Genomic DNA, 17,770 nt, shown 5'->3' on the forward strand with positions numbered 1-17,770 from the left:
GGAAGTTACCGCCAAGCCTCGGATACATCAAGCCGGTCCATCGCCTGCTGCGCGAGCTTCCATCGCTCCACGCGGCGGGTATAAACCTCACTAGTTTTGGCTTCTGAGTGGCCGAGAATGGCCGTGATTTCATATTGGCTGCATCCCTGTTCTGCCAGCAACTCGGCCAGGCCTTTACGCACACCATGAGCGGAAAGGTGGTTAAGGCCGGCGTCAATGCACCAGCGCTTGAACATGGCCGACATGGAATCACCGCTGGCAAAGGGTTTGTTGCCACGTGCAACGATGTAGGTCTCTGCAATGATGGCCTGGCTATGGATGGCGGCTTTTAAGGGCTTGAGCAGGGGAATGGTCACTTCGGATGAGCCCTTCTTTGCGGGCACCCATCGCAGCGCTTCCAGCCCGTCCAGAATGCACTCATGCCTTGGGCCAAGGAATGTCAGGTCTTCGATGCGACAACCCGTCCAAAGGAGAATGGACATTGCAATGAAAGGCTTGGAACCCGGCTTGTGGTTGGCAAAGAAGCGTTTCACATCGGCTGATTTCCAGGGCGTTGCCCCGTCGCCTTTTTTATAGATCCGGTCAATTCCCTTAGCTGGATTGGTTTTGAGGTGGCCTCGCTTGATTGCCCACTCATACATGACGCTGATAGCTTCGATGAAGGCGTCCGCTTGGGCGGGCGTACTGGCCATTTTATCCTGCATTTCTATCAGCTTTGGTTGCGGGATGAGCATGATCCGGTCTGGATCCTCTATCAGCCGGGCCAGCAGGTTTCGTTTCTTCTTCAGCGTTTTTGCGCTGGAGAGGCGGGCCTTTACCCTTTGCTCCATATATTCAAAATAACTGTGCACCAGCCAGCCAATAGACCTGGGCTTGACCACCTCGGATGCCTTCTTCAAAGGCACGGGCTGTTCTCCATAGCGGGCAAGCGTATATTGGCGGCTGAAGTCTTCATCGCCTGGCAGGCAAAAAATGCGAATCCGCTGTTTCGGGTTGCCAATCACCCGGACGCGGTAACGAACATTGCCAGAAGGCAGATCTTCCTTGATAAGGCCGGGATAGCTGACTTTCATGACATCCTACCATTCTTTAAGGTCAAGAGAGGCTGGTTCGGCATCGCTCTCAACGCTGCTGGCAAATCGTATCTCAACCGTGCCGTCCTGGATAAGCAGGCGGTCTACCATGAGGCCTGCGCGTCGGGCGGCCTTCAAGGCAGCGGCCATGGCATGCTCGCTGGCACGCTTTCTGGCGGGTGGTGTCCCCAAAGTCTGATCAGCCTTTCGCATTCTGTTTCTCCTGCGGCTGTGGGTGTGAGATATTGAAAGCCATCGCGCTACAGCGTTCCCTTCTGTCGCGCTCGGCGCGTGCAACGGCCAGCATGGAGAGGTCAGGAAGGGTGATGCGGCTGCCATCGTCCCTAATCGTGATGTGGGTGCGAATAAATGGAAACTGTTCTTGCAGAACGCCTTTGCGGACCTCAACCTGTCGCTTCTGGGCGAGGCGGCTGTCCTGTTGTGGCTTCTTGGACGCTTCATTTGGCAGAAACCACAATCCCTTGCGATTGTGGGTGCATCCAAGCCGGCGAAGCCAGCCGCGAACTGAATCGATAGAGCAGGGGACAGACTTTGCGATCTCGGCTGGCGTTACGCCATCTCCGATCATATTCAGTAATTCACGGTCAACTGGCCGGTTGATGTCTTTAATAAATGCCAATTTCAGTGCTCCTTGTCGCTGGGACTGCAAAGCGGGCGCAGATCGGCGTTCGCGGGCTGAGTGTCGTCCCGCGTTACATCCGATTCATCTTTGCCTGCTGTTTGATGCACTCAAGCCGCACGGCTTAAATATGCCACCATCGAATTGATGGTGAATGCAATATTGCCAAATAGGCAATATTCGTCAAGCTCAAATTTGTCTATTTGGCAAATTTATAAAAAATACAAGAAAGCCCAGAAACATCTGGGCCTTTTCATTACGTGCGATGTCTTGCTACCGCCCTGAGATCATCTTGCGTATGCGCCTGTGGCGCTCAGATGGTGCTGCCCTTTTCCATTGACCGCTTCTGATGACCGACTGAATGGAGGCGACCCACACCAACTCGACCCCTCTTATGGGTGGTGCGTTGTGGCTTTCGAGGTCATAAGTTCCGGCTTCTGCACCTTTGTGGACGCGCTTGAGATATCGACGGCCATCCCGCGTTCTGACGGCGGCTTCCCAGCCAAGTACGTCTTCTGGGATGATGCTCTGAGACCAGCAAATTATAATGTCGCCATCATCATATCGCGGCCACATTGAATCGCCGCTGACCTCGAAGGCCAGGGCATCGTCGGGAATGGGGAAAGGTGTCTCGACTTCATGTAGGCCGTCAGGTGGTACCTGCTCTTCATCTGGCGAAATTTCGGCTCCAGCACCAATGCGCCCCATCACCGCTACAACATTCGCTTTCGGTTCATTGCTCTTAATTAGAATTTCTTGAGGCTCGACACCCAAAGCGTGCGCAAAGAGGTTGAGATTTTTGACCGACAGGTTGCGGTCTCCATTCTCCAGCCTCGACACATATGACGTCGATAAGCCAGTCGCTTCCGCTACTTGCTCGATTGTCATACCCCGTTCTTCTCGGAGCGTATTCAGTCTGTTAGGGTATTGTTTGTCCATATGGCAAAAATGCTCAGTTTGAAGCTCCAGCGCCATAGCCAAATAGGCAAAATAGCTCTTGACTAAAAATTGCCTATTTGGCAAGTAATGTTGCATGGATGCTTTTAGGACGTATTTGGACGAATCCGGTGAGAGGTTGTCGAGCTTTGCGCTCCGTATCGGGCGCGCGCCGAGTACATTGTCACGTGTACTGTCCGGTCAACGTGATCCCAGCATCGATTTGGCCCGGGACATTGAACGCGGCACAGACCAGCGTGTAACTGCCATTCAATTTCTTGAAATTTGCCTCAGCAAACGGAAATCCAGTTGATGACTTGGATAATCTTTTTGCTTGTCTATCCAACAGGCTTCTCCTGGCCATTTGGCGGCTGCCTTCGCGCGGATCGTCATCGTTTTGCATGCGGGCCTCCCTGAGTATCTGACGGCCCATTCCTCACATTTTTGATCAATTCCCACCACGGGAAAAACGCCGGAGATTTCCCGGCGCGGGAAAGGTTTTGCCTTATGCAAGCAAGCGCTTGGTTTCATCGCATCAAAGCGGCGCAACGTGACCTGATTAGGCTGGCTGGCGGCATCGATCGGGCGTCGGAGATCTCGTCTGTCTCCCCCAGCCATATCGGCCGGATGAACAATCCGCGTGATACGGACCTGATGCCGATTTCGGTTGTCTATGCCCTGGAGAGCGAATGCGGCCTGCCTCTGGTCACCTCGGCTATGGCGGAATTGAGCGGTCGGCGGTTGACGGACCCGGAAGGCGACCGTGCTCTCGAGCAAAGCGCCATCCTTGCCTATGCTGATATGATGCAGCAGGCTGGTGATCTTTTTTCCGGTGCGGCCATTGCCTTCTCCGATCTCGTTGCGACCCCGGCGGAAGCCACCAAAATGGACCGGGATGCGGCTGCGCTCGAAGCTAAGATTGGTGTGTTCCGCAAGGCGCTTGCCGGTGTGAAAGCGCGGGGCGGGGAAAAATTCGGCCTTCGGGTTGTGGGAGATCAGCCATGATCGATGCAACTTTTACCCCGCTGTTCGAACGGCCCTTGAGTGCGCGGGCTCGGGGCTTCCTGCGCAAGCTCAAAATCCATGGTGGTCGACTGATCGTGCCTGATGGCCCTGACCGGCAGTTGGCGAATGATTGCCGTGCCTGCGGCTATGTGCTGATCCGCGAGGATCAGAAGACGGTGCTGCTGACCGGTCTGGGGCAAGCCTATCTTGATCGTCTGATGAGGGCGAACTGATGGCCGGTTATGCGTCAGTCAAGTTTCCCAAGCCCGGTTCTGCCGGGCTTTCCCTTATTTCCTCAGCGAACAAGGTGGCCGCATCATGCACGATGTGAACCGCCAACGTGAGGTCTCGACGGTGAACCGGCTCAAGGGGTCGGCTGAGCGTCTGAATGATGATGTCTGGACGCTGGAAGCGGACCGGGGCGGCATGCGTCTGGTCGTGCATCGGCTGATGGGCGAGCAAGTGCATATTGCCACCATTCATCCGACCGCCTTGCATGATGAACGTGACCTGATCTGTGGGGCGCTCGATCATTTGCGCCTGTTTCTTCGTCTTGTGGATCGGGCAGCAATTGCCGTGCGCGATCTGCGGGGTGAGCTGGCGACGCACAATAGCCAGCCAGCGGCCCGCCACAACAAGCCAAACCACGCGGCGCAGGCCTCCATTCTGCTGTCCCACGCCGCCTTCCATCGGTTTCTGAGCGAGACCGGCGGCGGGTGCGTGGTTGACGACAAAGACACTGCCGACGCGGCTTTGAAGGACCGCCTCGGCATCACCAGCAAAAAACAGATCAATGAGGATGACCGCGTCAGAGCGGCCTGGCTATCGCTGTTTGGCGATTACGAGGCGTGGTTGCGCGGCGGGGGTGAAGGATGAGCGGGCTACTTCCAATCGTAGAGCAGCTTTGCGATTGCCAGACGGACGCGGAGCGGGCCAATTGGCTGCTGCGGGTGCCGCAGGGTGTCATTTACCGCGACCATGCCTCGATCCGCATGGTGTTGCGGACAGCCGGATTTCTGGCCGGTGTCGATTATCTCGATGCCGAGTTTGCAGCGATCAATTCCACGCGGAGCGGGCAGGGTTGCTGGCGCGATAGCGTGTTGCTGACCATTGGTGCGGCCAGAGCAGCGATGCTGGGCGTGGCGCGCAAAGGCGGTGCGGCATGATGGAGCCTGATCACGGCGCAACGTCGCGGGCATGGTCGTGGCGTCATGCCGTTGCCAAATCCGGCCTGCCGCCGATCACGCGGCTGGTGCTGCATACGCTCGGCCTGAAGATGGATGCCACGGGCGGCTCTTGCTATCCGCCGGTTTCAGAACTGGTCGAGCTGTCCGGCCTGGATAAGAAAACAATCCTGAAGCATCTGGATTTGGCAGAACAGGCGGGCTGGATCGAAGTCACCCAGCACGGCTTTCGCGGTCAAAAATGGAAGCGAAACGAGTATATCGCGCGCTGGCCGGGCCGCGATCTGGCTGGTCATGCTGCTGGGAGTTCTGTCGCAAATTCGCAAGCTGGTGGAGGAGATACACCACCTTTTGAGGACGAGATTTTGCCGGAAGGTGGTGGAGCAGCTCCACCGCCTTGCGCGGAAAAGGTGGTGGAAATGGCGCCCGAAGGTGGTGGAAATGGTTCCACAAAGGTGGTGGAGCAGCTCCACCAAGATAAGATTCTTCCAGCTAACTCTCCAAACAACTCTCCCACCGCAGGCGCGGGGCGGGGGGAATTTTCGAGAGAGGAATTGCGAAAGATCGATCTCGCCTTCAAGCGTTGGTATCCGACTTGGCCGAATTACGACAAGAGCAGCGACACGGCTGCGAGGAAGGCGTGGTTTGCCCTGACGGCAGATCAGCGAGCGGCCTGCATCGAGAAAACACCGGCCTACATCCAGTGGATCGGCAAAGGCACGTTCACCTTCGCCGCTGTGTTCCTGCGAGACCGGGCTTGGGAAAAGATGCCTGAGGTTGCTCCAGCGGCCCAAACCCATGCCACTGCCAAGGTGTGTGGCAAGCTCTGGATGGGGCGGCGCTTGGAAACGCTGCTTTGCGAGCCGACAGGCCAGTTCGTGTTCACGGCGTTCGATAATCGGCGGCTGGCTTCTGGCGCGATCAGCCGGGAGGCCCTGGTGTGGGAAAAGCGCCGGGAACACGGCTGGCCGCTGGTGAGCCGGATGCGCGACCTTGCCCGCCGCAATGAGCCGTTCGTCACCTCGGTGGACCTGCTGCCGCTGGTTGCCAGCTTCGAGCGGGTCGAAAGCAGCAGTGCGCTGTTTGCGGCCTGGAAGCGCCTGCACGAACGCCGTGGCTGGATGTTCGTCGAAGGCCTGCGCGACTGGAACTATTTTCCGCCCATTGACCCGGATCAGCCCGATCTCGACGCGGCGGTCGAGGCGGCACTCGACCATTTCCAAACCAGCCTGAGCGAGGGACGCAACCATGATGCAGCATAACGGGAAACTTCTGGATGGCGTCTCGGATGATGGCTTGTCTAGGCTGGCTTACATCAACGCTATCGAGGCCAAGCGCCAGCGACAGGTTGCTATGGCGCGGCGCGACCGACCTGAGTTTGAGCGGTTGGCCCGGTGGGTGGTGGCGAGCTGCAAGAGCGGCATGGAGCAGGGGATTCGCGATTCGCTCGAACAGCAGGGAATTGAATGCTGGTGCCCGTGTGAGCGGCATAAATGGCCGCCTCGGCGGGGTAAGCAAGCTGTGGAAATCCAGCGCGCCGTTTTTCGGGGATACCTGTTCGTGCAGGTCATTCCGGACAATGAAGCCTTCGTCGGGTTGATGGTTGCATCCAAGCTTCGCGGGTTGATGGGCAAGGATGGCAAGCCGCACCTGATGCCCGAACCATTGATGCGCCAACTGATGCTCTCGGCCAAGAAAGCGGAAAGAAAACATATGGATGAGCGCGACGTTCCGCCGATGCCGGATGTGTTGGGCAGGCAGGTGACGATCCGCTCTGGCCCGTTTGCTGAGTTCGTGGTGACGGTGCGTAAGGTGCTGTCGAAGCGTGGACAGGTGGTCGTTGAGGTGCCGATGTTCGGCGGTATGAGTGAAATCACGATGGGGATTGACTTCATTTCTGACTGAGATTATCGCTTGAAATGTGGAGAGGCGAACTGTGCCTTTCCAAACGAGATGACCGGGGCGTCTGATGCTCCCAAGGGATTGATGTTCTCCCCCGGCCTCGCCTTGATCCAAGCCAATAGGCGATGCGATTCAGGGCCAGTGCGTAAGCTATGACCAAATGAACGATGATGAGGCGGCCAGAGGGTCGCCTTTTTTGTTTTAAGGATATGGGTGATCGTAGATCTGATGAGGCGCGGGCGTGGCGAGGCTGGTACGGTCTTGCCCGGTGGCGCAAGATACGCAAGCATCAGTTGGCTATCGAGCCGCTATGCCGGATGTGCAGGCTGCAAGGCCGCATCACCGTCGCTACCGTCTGCGACCATATGGAGCGCCATAGCGGCAACCCCGAGAAGTTTTGGGGCGGGCCTTTCCAAAGCCTTTGCAAGACGCACCACGATGCAACCAAGCAAGCCGAAGAGCATCGGGGCTTCTCGACCGCGACTGGCATGGATGGCTGGCCCATCGACCCCCGCCACCCGGCCAATCGGGGGTAGGGGGTGGGTTAGCCTCTAACCCCCTCTCGACCGCGCACCGGCGTCAGTCATTCGTGTGCAGCGAGCGGAAATTGGAGGGAAAAAGCCAACCTGATCCGCTTCACGGCACTCTGCATTCCCTAGATGGGGTAAGTCTTGGTAAATCCATCAGTTTTGAAGCGAACTGTAACGTCGGCGTCAGCGTTGATTCGAATAGCTTGCATGCGACATAAAGTCATCGTTTCATCTCTCAAAACAAAGCCATTAAACATGGTTGGCTGTTCTGGAAATGCGAAAATGCGTTGATTTGCTAACTTCTTTAATGAGTTGCCAATCTCATATTTCAAATCATGGCTGTAATCAGCAGCGTCGTTATCGCCGTAAGTCCATGTGAGAAGCTCCGCTGCAAGGTGTTCACATTTCATGACGGCAAATACTAACTGGTGCAATGCGACGATATAGCTTCGCTCCCGTTCTCCCTTTTTATGATAATCTTTGTTGACTTGTACCTCACTGCCGCGTGCTGGTTGAAGTAGCCGAAAACCCTTGATTATATGATTTTCTTTTGGATAAAAAAATTCTACATTTGCAAGTGTGTTTGCGTTATGTTTTAATGAATTGCATAGAATAACCCAGTCATCCGAAGCTTTATTGACTGCGGAACGATAATTATTCTTTTTCTCTCTCGCTTCCTTCGAGTTTCGCAGAGGAATTGCGTGAACAATTTTATCGAAGAACTCGAAAAGCTCTGCCGACCTGTAAGATAGGTCTGCAAGAAGGGCTACAATTTCGTCGTTGTTTTCTTTTTGTTTAATACGGATTGGGTCCGACGTGGCTTCACTGAAAGCGTTAAAGGATTTCGCAAAATTTTGAGATGTGACTGCAATCCATCGATATGGGTGAGGTTTTTTCTCAGATTCTTTGAAGACCGTATGTCGTTCAATTGCTGTTTGCACGAACTTAGAGTGGGGGTTTCCGTTGGGATCTAGACCATGGTTTAAGTTGAGCATTCGTTTAGTCATACCTTTATATACGCTCAAGGATATTTAAGAGCCTCGTCAAATTCTGATAATTTTTTTATCCAGTTCGATCAAGTGGATTGATCGTGGATTAGTTGTTCTGCGGGCTTTTCAAACGACCACTGGGTGCGTCCTAGCGCACTGCCAATATATGAGAGAGCCTGTAAATGAAGGGCCGCAAACCATCTTCTGAAAACGTGGTTCCCCTCAAGCCGGAAGACGGGCAGGGGGCAAATTTCGAAGCGCGGGCGGCGGCTATGGCGCGGGAGCTGCGGCCGGATGACCTGCCGTTCGATGTGCGGGCTATCTGGGATCGGATCGCGCCGCCGCTGTGTGATCCGCGCAAGAACCGACTGAATGACGTCAACGTTTACATGTTCGAACAGCTCTGCTGGACGATAGCCCGTCATGAGCGGTTGCGGCTTGATGTTCGTGAAGGTGGGGAAACCTATGAGAGCCAGACGCGCAACGGCACCCAGTTGAAGAGCCGCCCGGAAGTCAGCCAGTTGAATGAGACGTGGCGGCAGATCCGGGCGTTGGCGAGTGATTTCGGCATGACGCCGTCTGCTGAGCGTGGCTTGCAGGCGACCGGCCAGCTTGGATTTGAGTTTCCGACCGATGATGGATTCGATTGATGTCGAGATCCCGGATGTCAGCTATGACGACGATCCGGTGACTGCCTGGGCGGCGGATGTGGTGCGCGGCGATATTGTTGCCGGTCCCCATGTTCGCAATGCCTGCCGTCGTCACCTGCGCGATCTGATCGACGGCCCGACCCGTGGCCTGGTCTGGGATCTGGAGACCTCGAACAAGCGGATCAAGTGGTTCGGATCTAAGCTGCGGCTGAATGGCGGGCAATTCGAGGGACGGCGGTTTCGGCTGCATCCGAGCCAGGCCTTCCGGGTCGGTTCGCTGTTCGGCTGGAAATGGGCCGATACCGGCTTGCGTCGGTTCCGGCGCTTCTATGACGAAGAGGGCAAGGGCAACGGCAAATCGCCATTGCTGGCCGGGATCGGCATCTGCATGATGGTGGCTGACGGCGAACCCCGTGCCGAGATCTATGCGGCGGCGGCCAAGAAAGACCAGGCGCAGGTGCTGTTTCGCGATGCGGTTGCCATGCGCGACCAGTCGCCGGAACTGATGAGGCGGATTACCACCTCGGGGGAAAACCCGGTCTGGCAGCTGACGTACATCAGCAAGGGTGGCGACAAGCGGTTCTTCAAACCGATCTCAGCCGACAAGGCGCAATCGGGTCCGCGCCCGTCTTGTGCGCTGTGCGATGAGGTGCATGAACATCCCAACCGCGATGTCATCGAAATGCTGGAGCGCGGTTTTAAATTCCGCAAACAGCCGTTGCTGGTGATGGCGACCAATTCCGGCTCCGACCGCAAATCGATTTGCTGGGAAGAGCATCAGCATGCGGTCAATGTCGCGGCGGGCATCGTCCAGGACGACACGACATTCGCCTTTGTCTGCTCGCTCGATGAGGGCGATGATTGGGAAAACGATCCGTCCTGCTGGGTGAAGGCAAACCCGCTGCTGGATGTGACGATCACCACAGATTATCTGCATGGGGTCGTTGACCAGGCGCGGATGATGCCCGGCAAACGAAACGGCATTGCCCGGCTGCACTTTTGCGAATGGACGCAATCGGTCAATGCGGCGATCAAGCGCGAGGCCTGGATGGCCTGCCAGAAGGATCTCGATCTCGACTGGCTGATAGAGCGAGGTTTTCCGTGCTATGGCGGCCTCGACCTGTCGCGCACCCGGGACTTTACCGCGCTGACCCTGACCTGGGTTCTCGACAGTACCAAGGATGCCGAGCGGTTTGCGTCAAAGACATGGTTCTGGACACCTGCCGATACGCTGGAGGATCGGGCCAATACCGACCAGGCCCCCTATGACCTCTGGCGTGACCAGGGTTTTATCGAGGCGGTGCCCGGCCAGCGGCTCAAATATCCGTGGTTGGCTGAAGCCCTGGCCGAGATCTGCGCAAAGTTCGAACCGACTGAGATCGGCGCCGACCAGTACGGGTTGGAGCAATTGTCCGAGCATTTGGAGGACCAGGGTGTTTCCCTACCGCTGACCATCCACCCGCAGGGCTTCCAGCGCCGGGTGCTGGAGCGCGATCCTGACGCACCGGATGGTGAGCAGGACATCTATCTCTGGATGCCGCATAGCATCAACAAGCTCGAGAACGCGCTCTATGAGACGCGCATCGAGATCGACCCGAACCCGATGCTGGACAGTTGCGCGGCCAGCACCGTCTTTGCAGAAAACCGCACCGGCCATCGGATGTTCGACAAGGAACATGCCTTTGGCCGCATTGACGGCATGGTGTCTTTGGCCATGTCGATGGGCATGGCGATGTGCCGTGTCCGCGCCTCCCAGGCATCCCCATGGGATGACCCGGATTACTCCATACATCAATAAAGGGGTGGCCTGATGGCATCCAAGAAGGGCAAGGCCGAGCGGCGTTCGACGTCACTCGAAAGCGAAACCGTGCCGGTCAGCGCCACCAATTTTATGGAGTTCTTCGGGCTTGGCGGCGGCGCACTGCCCACGGTCAATATCGAAACGGCCCTGAAAGTCCCGGCTGTGCAGGCCGCGGTATCGTTTCTGTCGCGGACCCTCGCAACACTTCCGCTGCATGTCTACCGGACGGGCGAACGGGGACCGGTGCGGCTCGGCGGCAAGCTGGCTGTCGTTCTGGAAGAAAACCCGAATGACGAAATGGACACCTCAAAGTTCCGGCGCTTCTTCTGGGAACAGGTGTTTACCGGCGGGCGGGGGCTGGCCTGGATCGAGCGCAAGGGTGCTGGCATCGAGGCGCTTTGGCCGATTGATCCCGGCAGCTGTTCGATCAGGCGGCGTGGCGGGCGGCTGTTCTACAGTTTCGAGGGCAGGGAATATCCAGCCACCGACGTGATCGACATCCCCTATATGCTGAAGCGTAATCTGGTCCAGCATCGCGGCCCGATTGCCATGGCGGAAAAGGCCATCCAGTTGGCGCTGGCCATGAACGACTATGCCTCGAACTTCTTTGCAGGCGGCGGCGTTCCGCCCTTGGCGCTGGAAGGGCCGATGCCTGCCAATGACAAGGCCATGCAGCGGGCGCGAGAAGATATCAAGCGGGCGGTGAAAGCGGCGCGAGACGATCAGCTTCCGCTGATCCAGTTGCCGGTCGGCTACAAACTCACCCAAGTGGGTTACGACCCGGCCAAGGGGCAGATGACCGAGGCGCGGCTTTACCAGGTGCAAGAGATTGCCCGCGCCTATCAGATCCCGCCGAACTTCCTTCAGGACTTGAGCCGGGCAACCTTCTCCAATGTCGAGCAGAACGACCTCTATCTGGTCAAGCATCTGGTCAGCCAATGGGCGACGGCGATGGAAGGGGAAATGAACCTGAAGATTTTTGGGCGGATGAATACCCGCCGTTATGTCCGCCATAACCTCGACGGCCTGATGCGCGGTGACTTCAAGAGCCGGTTGGAGGCGTTGGCAACCGGCGTCAACTCGGCGCTGCTGACCCCGAACGAGGGCCGGGAGATTGAAGGCCGTCCACGCGATCCGAACCCGGCTGCCGACCAACTCTACATCCAGGGCGCAACCGTCGCCATCGGCAGTGCCATCGACACAAGTGCCAACGACACAAACGCGATGGGCGAGAATGGCGAACCGCCGCTCAACGATCCCGCAGCAGACACAGAAAGGCAGATGACCGATGACACCGAAACCGAAATCGGGTGAGCGTGAGCGCCGCTCGCTGGTGCTGCCGGTGGAAGCGCGGGGCGATGGCGAGCGAATGACGGTGGCCGGCTATGCCGCCAATTTTGGCGATGTCACCGCCATCGCCGGAGTGTTCGAGGAAAGCATTGCACCGGGCGCTTTTGCCCGGTCGCTGCGGTCTGATGATATCCGCGCCTTCTACGACCATGACACGGCCCATGTGCTGGGTCGCAACCGGGCGGGAACGCTGCGGCTGTCGGAGGATGCCAAGGGCCTGGCTGTCGAGATCGATCTTCCCGATACCACGGTCGGACGCGATGTCCGCACGCTGATTGCCCGGGGCGATGTCTCCGGCATGTCGTTCGGCTTCGAGGCGGTTGGCGAGGAATGGGATTTTTCCAGATCCATGCCACGCCGGACGCTGACTGATCTCAATCTGTTCGAAGTCTCCATCGTCTCTATCCCGGCCTATGCCGGCACCTCCATTGCCCTGCGGTCGCTTGAACACGCCCGTGGAACCGAAACCCGTTCTCATGGACTGGCCACACGCCTGCGCCTGAAAATCGGCCTCGACCTGACGCGACGGGCTTAACCCCGCGTCCCCACCATCCCACCATCCCCACAATCAGGAGCATGACTATGTCGCAAAGACTGAAAGAATTGCGCGAAAAGCAGGCGCGCCTTGTCACCGAGGCCCGCGAACGGCTGGAGGCGATCACGCCTGACACCGATGAGGTTCGGTCCAAAGAACTGGAAAGCGCCCATGATACGGCGATGGCCGAATATGATCGGCTGCAAGGTATCCTCGACCGGGAAGAAAAGCTGATCGAGCTGGAAAAGCGCGATGAAGAGCGCCGCGCCAAACAGCGCCCGTTGCGCGACACCCCGGAGATGCGCGGCGACGATCTGCCCCAGGGTGGCAAGGTCGAATATCGCAGCGTGTTTGCCAAGGTGGTCTGCGGTGTCAGTCCGTCCGATCTGACCAAGGAAGAGCGCGCGGTGCTGCAGCGCGGCGTTGCCTCGTTTGAGACCCGCGATCAGGTGACGACCAGTGCCGTTGCCGGTGGCTATACCGTGCCGGTCGAGCTGGAAGCCACGATCATCCAGGCGATGAAAGCCTGGGGGCCGCTCTATGACGAAAACATCTGCACGGTGATCACCACGTCCAAAGGCAACGAAATGCTGGTGCCGACCGTTGATGATACCGACAACGAGGCCGATCCCCTGGCCGAGGCGGCCGATCTCCTGGAAGACGGCAGCGGCGATGTCGAGTTCGGGCAGAAGGTGCTGAACGCCTATGTCTATGCCACGCCCTTCATCAAATGGTCCTTCGAGCTGGATGCCGACTCGCTGTTCAACATGGAATCGCTGCTCGGCGGCATGATCGGTGAGCGCCTCGGCCGGATCGGCAACCGCAAGCTGACATCGGGAACTGGTCAGAACCAGCCGAACGGCGTGGTGAATGCTGCGGGCCTCGGCGTGACTACGGCGGCCAAGGATGCCTTCACCTTCGACAACATCCTCGAACTGGAGCATTCTATCGATCCTGCTTATCGAGGCTCGCCCAAATGCCGGTACATGTTCCATGACAAGTTCCTGCTGGCCACCCGCAAACTGAAGGATGGCAACGGCAATTACCTCTGGCAGCAGGGGGATGTGCAGAAGGGAACGCCGGCCAGCTTCAACGGTCGCGCCTATTCGATCAACCAGCACATGGATGAAGTGACGGCCGACAAGCGCATCGCGCTGTTTGGTGACTTCTCCAAATACTATGTCCGCAAGGTCGGTTCGCCCGTCATCGGCGTGCTGCGCGAACGCTTCTGGCCGAAGGTCGGCATTGCCGGCCTGATCCGTTTTGACGGCGAGCTGGGCGACGCCAACGCCATCAAGGCGATGAAGACGGCGGCCTGATCGCGCCTGGTCTCGGTCGGCGCAATCAGCGCCGACCGGTTTCCTGATTGGAGAACAGCCATGAAAATCAAAATGCTGACCGGCGTTGCCGGAGCAAACTTTGTTCTGCACCGTGGCGATGTAACCGACCGCTACGAGATGCCGGAAGCGCGCCGCCTGGTCGAGGCAGGCCTTGCTGAGTTTGTCGAGGATGAGCGGGGCGGGGAGCTTGCCAAGCTTCGCTCCGAAAACATGGTGCTGCGCGCCCAGAAAGCCGAACTGGACACCCTGCGCACCAAGCATGCGGCAACCGTTGCAGCGCTGGCAGCGGCGACCAAGTCGGCGCAAGGCGGTGGCACGTGAGCTGGTATGCCGCGACAGTCACGGCGAAGGCGGCCGATCTGCCGGTCACGGTCGCGACCGTCAAAGAGCGGTGTGGCATCGATACCGCCCATGATGACGCCATCCTGCAAATGATGATCGAGGAAGTCGTCGCGGTTGTCGAGCAGACCTGCAATCTGTCGGTCTCCCCGAAAACCCTGGTGGCGCAATGCGATAGCTGGGCCGATCTGGAGCGTCTGCCGGATGGACCGGTGAAACCAGGAAGTAAGCCCATCATCACCTATACATCACCGGATGGTGGGGAAATTGTCCTCGATCCCGCGCTGTATCGGCTCAAATCCGATGGGCTGACGCTCGGCCTGGTTCCTGTCCGATCCTGGCCGCAGGCGCATCGCGGCGCGCCTGTGACCGTCACCTATGAGGTCGGGTTTGTCGAGCTGCCCTTTGATCTTCGCCTCGGCATCATCATGCGCGTGGCTGAGATTTACGGCAAGCCGGAAAGCAGCGCGGCGGATGTGGTGACCGACTTCGACCGGTTGCTGGTCAATTGGCGGAGGGGTGCGTGATGCGGGTGCGGTTCCTGGAAGATTTTGACTTCAAACCCGTCCGCGCCACCACGATTGCTTATCAGGCAGGCATGGAAGTGACGGTGCTGAAACGCTGCGGCGAACGGGCCGTGGCGGCCGGGAAGGCGGTGGAGCTGCCCAAGCCGCCGCGCGAAACTGTAGGAGGGTCCGATGGCGCGGAAGAGATCGACGGGTGACCTGAAGCGCTTGATTGTCTTCGAGCAGCGCGAAGAGATCGACCGGGGCGATGGTGTCACCGTCGCATCATGGGTTGAGCGCTATCGTTGCCGAGCGGGTTTTGTCCATCTTCGCGGTGGCGAGACTGTGATGGCGGATCGGCTGCAAGGCGAGCATTCGCAGGTGATTTTTGTGCGCGATTGCAGTGAGGCGAGGGAGGTCGAAACCGATTGGCGCATTCGCGATCTCGATACGAAACTCACCTTCAATGTCAGGGATATCACCCAGGGCGAATGGACCGACAGCGACCGACGCTGGATCGACTTCCTCTGCCAGAGTGGCGGGGTGGCTGGATGAGCAAGCTCCTCAATCTTGCCAAACTGGACCGGAAAATCAAACGCCTGCCAGACCTGGCCAAGGCTGAAATCAAAGCCGGTATGGAAGCGGCGGCCGATGGCGTCGTTGCCATGATGAAGAACCTGGTCGCGGTCGAAGACGGCACGCTTCGCGATAGCATCGGCTGGACCTGGGGCAAGGTGCCGAAAGGGGCGGGGATTGTCGCCGCGGTCAAATCGCAGATGGGCAATGATCTCTCCATCACCATCTATGCCGGCAGCACCGAGGCCTATTATGCCCGCTGGGTGGAATTTGGCACGGCACCCCACAAGAACGGCGGCATGTATGCCGGATCAGAAAACCCCGGCACCAGGGCGCGACCATTCTTCTATGTATCCTGGCGGGCCAGCAAAAAGTCAGCCAAGCGGGTGGTGCGCAAAGCCATCCGGACCGCAGCCCGAAAGGTAGCCACCTCATGAGCGAAGATGCGGCCCATGAATTGCAGGTGGCGATTGTCACCTGCCTGAAAGCTGACGCGGCCGTGACGGCCTTGATTGCCGGCCGCCTCTATGACCGGGTGCCGCAAGGTGTGAGCCTGCCCTATGTGTCCTTCGGCCCAACCCAGGAACTGCCCGAGGATGCCGATGGGCTGGACCTGTCCGACCTGTTCATCCAGTTGAGCGTCTGGTCGGACGATCCTGGCTATGCCGAGGGGCGGCGGATTGCCAGGGCAATCGTCGCGGCGCTGTCCGGTGATACGCTTTCCCTTAATGACAATGCGCTTGTCTATCTCGAACTGGATAGCCGACGCGATCTGCGCGACCCGGACGGACTGACCACGCATATCGCGTTGACCTTCCGGGCCGCTATCGAAAATCATTGACACTTTTCCAAAATCAGGAGGCCATCATGGCACAAGCAACCACTATGCGTGGCGGGAAGATCCGTGTTCTGCTCGGAAATTCCGCCACCCCTATCGTCTATTCCGCGCCTTGCGGCTTTACCCAGCGGTCGGTCTCTCTCGACAAGGGTCTGGAAGAAAGCTCTATCCCTGACTGCGATGATCCCGATACCGTCGATTGGGTGGGCCGTGATGCCTCGTCGCTCTCTATGTCGATCTCAGGCGAGGGGGTTCTGGCGCAGGAAAGCGTCGAGACCTGGCTCGATGCCTGGGAAGACATCGACAGCATTCCGGTCAAGGTCGAATGGGAGTTCCCGGCCAAAACCATCACATGGACCGGCCGCATGCATGTCGAGAAGTTCGAAGGTGCTGGCGACAACGGCAAGCGCGCCACGGCCAGCATCTCGATGCAGAGCGACGGTAAGATGACCCGCGTGGTCGCCCAGAAATGAGAAATGCCGAGCTGACATTGACCTGGGCGGATGGTGATTACACTTTCCGCCTCGGCTGGGGCGAACTGGAAGGATTGCAAGAGGCCTGCGATGCCGGGCCGTATGTAATCCTCGACCGGCTTCAGACCAGCACCTGGCGCGTGGGGGACATCGCCCATGTGATCCGGTTCGGGCTGATCGGCGGCGGCAAGTCTCCGGTCGAGGCGCTCACCTTGGTGCGCAAATGGGTTGAGGCACGCCCGCCCGCTGAAAATCTGCTGTTTGCCCAGGCGATCCTCACTGCCGGCATCGTCGGAGCACCGGATGAAAAGCCGGGGGAGCCAGACGCGGCAAATCAAAAGGGGGCAATGCCCTCGACGACCTTCCCAACGGAAAGTTGAGATTTGCCGCGATTTACGGCAATGGCGCGGCTATCGGGTTTTCACCCCAGCAAGTCCGCGCCATGTCGCTCTTTCAGTATTTTTCCGCTCTCGACGGCTGGATGGCCGCGAACGTGCCGGAAGATGAAGGGGCGCTTTCGGAGAAGGAAAAGGATGATCTGTGGGATTGGCTTGAGCAAGAGAGCTAGTTTGACCGCAGCAGCTCGCCTGCGGTTTTAAAATCGTTCACACTTGAGATCGGAAGCATATCTTGTCCGCTAAGTTCGGCCACTTTACACAATGCCGAGTCGGAACCGAACGCCATAAGTTGTGCAACGCGCTTTTTGGCTGACTTGTCTGAGGCCTTTTCGCCGAACAATAAATTCATCTGAAATGTACCGCCAGGCTCTCTCTTGAATCGGTAATTAACCGTGTAATCTGACTTACTTGCTTGAAGCCGGGCGTTCCCTAGAATGTATAGGGCATTGTCTTTTACGCAAAAAATGCCCTCGGCAAAGCCAATCTCACCCACTGCAAGCTCAGACAAAGTTGTGACGTCTGCCGCTTTAAAAATCTCCTCCTTGCTAAGGTCGACTTTGAATTGTTCCGCCGCCTGACAGGGACCGGCAAGCATTATCACGCTCATTGCAACCCATTTCATAAAAATTCTCCTCATGATCATGCTTGGGGAAAGGGAGTGTAACCTTAGTGGCGACCGATGTTGAAAAACTCGTAGTGCAACTT

Annotated in this window: 28 protein-coding genes; 21 read left to right on the forward strand and 7 right to left on the reverse strand. The window is 58.0% G+C overall.

All coding sequences use genetic code 11. The features are described 5' to 3' along the window. Positions 1–5 precede the first annotated feature (5 nt). The 5 genes from AVCG78_RS05480 to AVCG78_RS05500 all read right to left on the reverse strand — a co-directional run bounded on the left by AVCG78_RS05480 (position 6) and on the right by AVCG78_RS05500 (position 3,052). On the reverse strand, positions 6–1,073 hold the full coding sequence (locus tag AVCG78_RS05480) for a tyrosine-type recombinase/integrase (protein ID WP_234902108.1): 1,068 nt from the start codon (positions 1,071–1,073) through the stop codon (positions 6–8). A 6-nt stretch (positions 1,074–1,079) separates the two neighbouring features. Further along, a complete protein-coding gene (locus AVCG78_RS05485) occupies positions 1,080–1,286 on the reverse strand; it encodes a hypothetical protein (protein ID WP_071204475.1) in 207 nt (68 codons plus the stop codon). After that, positions 1,273–1,713 (reverse strand): hypothetical protein, encoded by a 441-nt coding sequence (locus AVCG78_RS05490; protein WP_071204476.1) that lies wholly within the window; start codon positions 1,711–1,713, stop codon positions 1,273–1,275. The genes AVCG78_RS05485 and AVCG78_RS05490 overlap by 14 nt, the downstream gene beginning before the upstream one ends. A gap of 273 nt (positions 1,714–1,986) precedes the next feature. After that, a complete protein-coding gene (locus AVCG78_RS05495; protein ID WP_234665073.1) occupies positions 1,987–2,748 on the reverse strand; it encodes an XRE family transcriptional regulator in 762 nt (253 codons plus the stop codon). Positions 2,749–2,833: 85 nt separating this feature from the next. After that, positions 2,834–3,052: a hypothetical protein gene (locus AVCG78_RS05500; protein ID WP_139191401.1), complete on the reverse strand. Its 219-nt coding sequence runs from the start codon at positions 3,050–3,052 to the stop codon at positions 2,834–2,836. A 104-nt stretch (positions 3,053–3,156) separates the two neighbouring features. Between AVCG78_RS05500 and AVCG78_RS05505 the strand changes: the two genes are divergently transcribed. The 7 genes from AVCG78_RS05505 (at position 3,157) to AVCG78_RS05535 (ending at position 7,276) form a co-directional block, all read left to right on the forward strand. Next, positions 3,157–3,654 carry a hypothetical protein gene (locus AVCG78_RS05505; RefSeq protein ID WP_071585258.1) on the forward strand — a complete coding sequence of 166 codons (498 nt, stop codon included), beginning with the start codon at positions 3,157–3,159 and terminating at the stop codon, positions 3,652–3,654. Beyond that, positions 3,651–3,887, forward strand: a complete 237-nt coding sequence (locus tag AVCG78_RS05510; RefSeq protein ID WP_071204479.1) for a hypothetical protein — start codon at positions 3,651–3,653, stop codon at positions 3,885–3,887. Before AVCG78_RS05505 ends, AVCG78_RS05510 begins: the two co-directional genes overlap by 4 nt. An 85-nt stretch (positions 3,888–3,972) precedes the next feature. After that, complete coding sequence (locus AVCG78_RS05515; protein WP_071204480.1) at positions 3,973–4,530, forward strand: hypothetical protein; 558 nt, start codon at positions 3,973–3,975, stop codon at positions 4,528–4,530. After that, complete coding sequence (locus tag AVCG78_RS05520; protein ID WP_071204481.1) at positions 4,527–4,820, forward strand: hypothetical protein; 294 nt, start codon at positions 4,527–4,529, stop codon at positions 4,818–4,820. Before AVCG78_RS05515 ends, AVCG78_RS05520 begins: the two co-directional genes overlap by 4 nt. Further along, positions 4,817–6,100 carry a helix-turn-helix domain-containing protein gene (locus AVCG78_RS05525; protein WP_081355498.1) on the forward strand — a complete coding sequence of 428 codons (1,284 nt, stop codon included), beginning with the start codon at positions 4,817–4,819 and terminating at the stop codon, positions 6,098–6,100. The genes AVCG78_RS05520 and AVCG78_RS05525 overlap by 4 nt, the downstream gene beginning before the upstream one ends. Then, positions 6,087–6,743 carry a transcription termination/antitermination NusG family protein gene (locus tag AVCG78_RS05530; RefSeq protein WP_071585256.1) on the forward strand — a complete coding sequence of 219 codons (657 nt, stop codon included), beginning with the start codon at positions 6,087–6,089 and terminating at the stop codon, positions 6,741–6,743. Before AVCG78_RS05525 ends, AVCG78_RS05530 begins: the two co-directional genes overlap by 14 nt. 206 nt (positions 6,744–6,949) lie before the next feature. Continuing rightward, positions 6,950–7,276, forward strand: coding sequence for a hypothetical protein (locus AVCG78_RS05535; protein ID WP_071204519.1), 327 nt, complete (start codon positions 6,950–6,952; stop codon positions 7,274–7,276). A gap of 119 nt (positions 7,277–7,395) precedes the next feature. Here AVCG78_RS05535 and AVCG78_RS05540 read toward each other — a convergent pair whose 3' ends face one another. Further along, positions 7,396–8,265 carry a hypothetical protein gene (locus tag AVCG78_RS05540; protein WP_139191402.1) on the reverse strand — a complete coding sequence of 290 codons (870 nt, stop codon included), beginning with the start codon at positions 8,263–8,265 and terminating at the stop codon, positions 7,396–7,398. A 176-nt stretch (positions 8,266–8,441) separates the two neighbouring features. Between AVCG78_RS05540 and AVCG78_RS05545 the strand changes: the two genes are divergently transcribed. From AVCG78_RS05545 to AVCG78_RS05610, 14 genes are read left to right on the forward strand one after another with little or no spacing between them, the layout of a single operon-like run. Then, positions 8,442–8,909: a P27 family phage terminase small subunit gene (locus tag AVCG78_RS05545; RefSeq protein ID WP_071204484.1), complete on the forward strand. Its 468-nt coding sequence runs from the start codon at positions 8,442–8,444 to the stop codon at positions 8,907–8,909. Further along, complete coding sequence (locus AVCG78_RS05550) at positions 8,893–10,707, forward strand: terminase large subunit (protein WP_071204485.1); 1,815 nt, start codon at positions 8,893–8,895, stop codon at positions 10,705–10,707. Before AVCG78_RS05545 ends, AVCG78_RS05550 begins: the two co-directional genes overlap by 17 nt. A 12-nt stretch (positions 10,708–10,719) precedes the next feature. Beyond that, positions 10,720–12,024 carry a phage portal protein gene (locus AVCG78_RS05555; RefSeq protein ID WP_071204486.1) on the forward strand — a complete coding sequence of 435 codons (1,305 nt, stop codon included), beginning with the start codon at positions 10,720–10,722 and terminating at the stop codon, positions 12,022–12,024. Next, entirely contained in the window at positions 11,999–12,595 is a 597-nt protein-coding gene (locus tag AVCG78_RS05560; RefSeq protein WP_071204487.1) for an HK97 family phage prohead protease, read from the forward strand. Before AVCG78_RS05555 ends, AVCG78_RS05560 begins: the two co-directional genes overlap by 26 nt. Positions 12,596–12,642: 47 nt before the next feature. Then, positions 12,643–13,914, forward strand: a complete 1,272-nt coding sequence (locus AVCG78_RS05565) for a phage major capsid protein (protein ID WP_071204488.1) — start codon at positions 12,643–12,645, stop codon at positions 13,912–13,914. A gap of 60 nt (positions 13,915–13,974) precedes the next feature. Next, a complete protein-coding gene (locus AVCG78_RS05570) occupies positions 13,975–14,256 on the forward strand; it encodes a hypothetical protein (RefSeq protein WP_071585255.1) in 282 nt (93 codons plus the stop codon). Then, entirely contained in the window at positions 14,253–14,801 is a 549-nt protein-coding gene (locus tag AVCG78_RS05575) for a head-tail connector protein (protein WP_071204490.1), read from the forward strand. Before AVCG78_RS05570 ends, AVCG78_RS05575 begins: the two co-directional genes overlap by 4 nt. Next, positions 14,801–14,998, forward strand: coding sequence for a hypothetical protein (locus tag AVCG78_RS05580; protein ID WP_071204491.1), 198 nt, complete (start codon positions 14,801–14,803; stop codon positions 14,996–14,998). Before AVCG78_RS05575 ends, AVCG78_RS05580 begins: the two co-directional genes overlap by 1 nt. Then, complete coding sequence (locus AVCG78_RS05585) at positions 14,973–15,335, forward strand: phage head closure protein (RefSeq protein WP_071204492.1); 363 nt, start codon at positions 14,973–14,975, stop codon at positions 15,333–15,335. Before AVCG78_RS05580 ends, AVCG78_RS05585 begins: the two co-directional genes overlap by 26 nt. Continuing rightward, on the forward strand, positions 15,332–15,793 hold the full coding sequence (locus tag AVCG78_RS05590) for an HK97 gp10 family phage protein (RefSeq protein WP_071204493.1): 462 nt from the start codon (positions 15,332–15,334) through the stop codon (positions 15,791–15,793). The genes AVCG78_RS05585 and AVCG78_RS05590 overlap by 4 nt, the downstream gene beginning before the upstream one ends. After that, positions 15,790–16,197, forward strand: coding sequence for a DUF3168 domain-containing protein (locus AVCG78_RS05595; RefSeq protein ID WP_071204494.1), 408 nt, complete (start codon positions 15,790–15,792; stop codon positions 16,195–16,197). Before AVCG78_RS05590 ends, AVCG78_RS05595 begins: the two co-directional genes overlap by 4 nt. Positions 16,198–16,223: 26 nt before the next feature. Continuing rightward, complete coding sequence (locus tag AVCG78_RS05600; protein WP_070165021.1) at positions 16,224–16,667, forward strand: phage tail tube protein; 444 nt, start codon at positions 16,224–16,226, stop codon at positions 16,665–16,667. Beyond that, a complete protein-coding gene (locus AVCG78_RS05605) occupies positions 16,664–17,047 on the forward strand; it encodes a gene transfer agent family protein (RefSeq protein WP_071204495.1) in 384 nt (127 codons plus the stop codon). The genes AVCG78_RS05600 and AVCG78_RS05605 overlap by 4 nt, the downstream gene beginning before the upstream one ends. Further along, complete coding sequence (locus tag AVCG78_RS05610) at positions 17,044–17,235, forward strand: hypothetical protein (protein WP_071204496.1); 192 nt, start codon at positions 17,044–17,046, stop codon at positions 17,233–17,235. Before AVCG78_RS05605 ends, AVCG78_RS05610 begins: the two co-directional genes overlap by 4 nt. On the opposite strand, the gene AVCG78_RS05615 is transcribed toward AVCG78_RS05610, so the two are convergent. Then, entirely contained in the window at positions 17,232–17,687 is a 456-nt protein-coding gene (locus AVCG78_RS05615; RefSeq protein WP_071204497.1) for a hypothetical protein, read from the reverse strand. The two genes, AVCG78_RS05610 and AVCG78_RS05615, sit on opposite strands and share 4 nt — an antisense overlap. Between the last annotated feature and the right edge of the window lie 83 nt (positions 17,688–17,770).

Source organism: Gillisella vitis (genome assembly GCF_021559775.1).
Classification (GTDB): Bacteria; Pseudomonadota; Alphaproteobacteria; order Rhizobiales; family Rhizobiaceae; genus Allorhizobium; species Allorhizobium ampelinum.